At 69.5% G+C, this 2,841-nt stretch carries 4 protein-coding genes; all 4 read left to right on the forward strand.

What is annotated here, in order from left to right; genetic code table 11:
* Positions 1–91: 91 nt before the first annotated feature.
* Positions 92–505 carry an IS66-like element accessory protein TnpA gene (tnpA, locus tag ACLBX8_RS31415; RefSeq protein WP_447716389.1) on the forward strand — a complete coding sequence of 138 codons (414 nt, stop codon included), beginning with the start codon at positions 92–94 and terminating at the stop codon, positions 503–505.
* A complete protein-coding gene (gene tnpB / locus ACLBX8_RS31420; protein WP_447716390.1) occupies positions 502–849 on the forward strand; it encodes an IS66 family insertion sequence element accessory protein TnpB in 348 nt (115 codons plus the stop codon). The genes tnpA and tnpB overlap by 4 nt, the downstream gene beginning before the upstream one ends.
* A gap of 95 nt (positions 850–944) precedes the next feature.
* Complete coding sequence (tnpC, locus tag ACLBX8_RS31425; RefSeq protein ID WP_447716392.1) at positions 945–2,513, forward strand: IS66 family transposase; 1,569 nt, start codon at positions 945–947, stop codon at positions 2,511–2,513.
* Between the two features lie 61 nt (positions 2,514–2,574).
* Complete coding sequence (locus ACLBX8_RS31430) at positions 2,575–2,814, forward strand: hypothetical protein (RefSeq protein ID WP_447716391.1); 240 nt, start codon at positions 2,575–2,577, stop codon at positions 2,812–2,814.
* The last annotated feature ends 27 nt before the right edge of the window (positions 2,815–2,841 follow it).

Raw genomic sequence — 2,841 nt, forward strand, 5'->3', positions numbered from 1 at the left:
GTACGCCTCCGGTGAGAGCCGCCTTGTGAGACGGGGCCTCGTGCCCGACGTCTGACCTTAATGCTGGCGTTAAAGTCATCGGATCAAGGCGATGCGGGTCGAGGTTCTTGCCGGGGTCGAGCGCCGGAGGCGCTGGAGTTTCGAGGAGAAGGCGCGGATCGTCGAGGCGTCCTACGCGGCCAACACGTCCGTGAGTGCGCTCGCGCGCCGCTATGGGATCGCGCTCGGATTGCTGTTCACGTGGCGGCGGCAAGCCCGCGAAGGCCGGCTCGGCGGGGCCGAACAGGTGCCGGTGTTCGTGCCCGTGGTGACAAAACCTGAGCCGGCCCCTGACCCCTGCCCGCCAACCCTGCCGGCATCGGCCGCTGCAGACGAGCATCCGCGTCGCCGCCGCCGGGCCGGTGTGATCGAGATCGATCTCGGCGGTGGCCGGCGTCTCAAGGTCGATCGCGACGTCGACGCCGAGGCGCTGCGCCGGGTGCTGTCGGTCCTGGAGGGGCGATGATCCCCGTCCCCACCGGCGTGCGGGTCTGGCTCGCGACCGGCCACACCGACATGCGCAAGGGCTTCCCCGGCCTCGCGCTGCAGGTGCAGGAGGTGCTCCGGCGCGATCCGCTGAACGGGCATCTGTTCTGCTTCCGCGGCCGTCGCGGCGATCTGCTGAAGGTCATCTGGCACGACGGCCAGGGCGCATGCCTGTTCACGAAGAGGTTGGAACGGGGGCGCTTCCTGTGGCCGAGCCCAGCCGACGGCGTGGTGACGATCTCATCGGCGCAGATGGGCTACCTGCTCTCGGGCATCGACTGGCGTCATCCCCAGGAGACCTGGCGGCCCAGCGCGATCGGATGAGGTCGGCCCTATCCAGGATCGGGTAGCCGTGATTCCCTCCTCCCGTGACCACGACGCCCGAGTCGCTGCCGACCGACCTTGCCGCCGCGCACGCCATGATCATGGCCGAGCGCGCCGCACGGCTGAGCGCCGAGGCGGACCGATCGAGCGGTGCGGCGCTGATCGCGCACCTCAAGCTGCAGATCGAGAAGCTGCGGCGCGAGCTCTACGGCACGCGCTCGGAGCGCGCGGCACGTCTCATCGACCAGATGGAGCTCGAACTGGAAGAGCTGGAAGCGACCGCCACGGAGCAGGCCGCCGCCGCCGATGCCGCCCTGGCGCGTACGGCGGGAGCTCTCTCGCCGACCCGCCATCCCCCGTCGCGCAAGCCGTTCCCAGCCCATCTCCCGCGCGAGCGGGTCCTCATTCCGGCCCCTGAGTGCTGTCCCTGCTGCGGATCGACCAAGCTGTCCAAGCTCGGCGAGGACATCACGGAGACGCTGGAGATGATCCCACGGAGCTGGAAGGTGATCCAGACCGTGCGCGAGCGCTTCTCGTGCCGGGCCTGCGAGACGGTCACGCAGCCGCCCGCACCGTTCCACGTCACGCCGCGCGGCTTTGCCGGGCCTCAGCTCCTGGCCACGATCCTGTTCGAGAAGTTCGGCCAGCATCAGCCGCTGAACCGTCAGAGCGAGCGCTTCGCCCGGGAGGGGATCGCGCTGTCGGTCTCGACGCTAGCCGATCAGGTCGGTGCCTGCACGGCCGCGCTCGCGCCCCTGCACGCGCTGATCGCCGCGCATGTTCTGGCGGCCGGGCGGCTGCACGGCGACGACACCACGGTGCCGATCCTGGCCAAGGGCCGGACGGTCACCGGCCGGATCTGGACCTATGTCCGTGACGACCGCCCCTTCGGCGGCCCGGACCCGCCGGCGGCGCTGTTCTACGCCTCGCGCGACCGGGCCGGAGAGCATCCCGAGGCTCATCTGCGCGGTTACCGCGGGATCCTGCAGGCGGATGCCTACAGCGGGTACAATCGCCTCTACGATCCCGCACGCCCGCAAGGCGCGATCCGCCCGGCGCTCTGCTGGGCTCATGCCCGCCGCGGGTTCTTCGTCCTCGCCGACGTGGCGGCCGGGGCGCGGCGAGGCCGGAAGGCGGCGGCGATCTCGCCGATCGCGCTGGAGGCGGTCCGTCGGATCGACGAGCTGTTTGCGGTCGAGCGCCGGATCAACGGACGCTCGGCCGACGAACGTCTGCGGGTGCGTCGTACCGAGAGCGCTTCGCTCGTGGCCGACCTGGAGACGTGGCTGCGCGACCAACGCTTACGCCTGTCGCGCTCGGCGGCCGTGGCCGAGCCGATCGACTATCTGCTGCGGCGTTGGCCTGCCTTCACGCACTTCCTCGAAGACGGAAGGGTCTGCCTGACCAACAACGCCGCCGAACGGGCTCTGAGAGGCTTTGCCCTGGGCAGAAAAGCCTGGCTGTTTGCCGGCTCGGAGCGGGGCGCTGATCGGGCAGCCGCGATGGCGACGCTGATCGTGACGGCCAAGCTCAACGCAATCGATCCGCAGGCTTGGCTCGCCGATGTTCTCACCCGCATCGCCGATCACCCCGCCCCTCGGCTGCACGAACTCCTGCCGTGGCATTGGCGGTCAGCGACCGCCCCGCTTGCCGAGGCTGCCTGAGCATTCTCGCCAGCCAGCCTCGAGACTAACGAGACGATCGGGCCGCGACGGAAGGGAGCCGATGCAGCGCAATAAGGTGAGCACCGTGTTCACGCTGGCCAGGGTCGCCGCCGACCTCGGACAGGATGCAGACGCCCTGTTCGACATCATCGTCGACATGGAACCCGAGGACGGCCTGATCTGGGTCCACGGCTCCGGCGACGAGGCGTACCCAGCGTTTACCAACGATGGGATCGACGAGCTGAAGGAGCGGATCGCCGCCCATACGGCAGAAAGTGATCTGCTCCCGAGGAAACCGTAGCTCCCGCGTCCTTCGCCGGATGGATAC

It is taken from the genome of Methylobacterium sp. D48H, assembly GCF_053345715.1.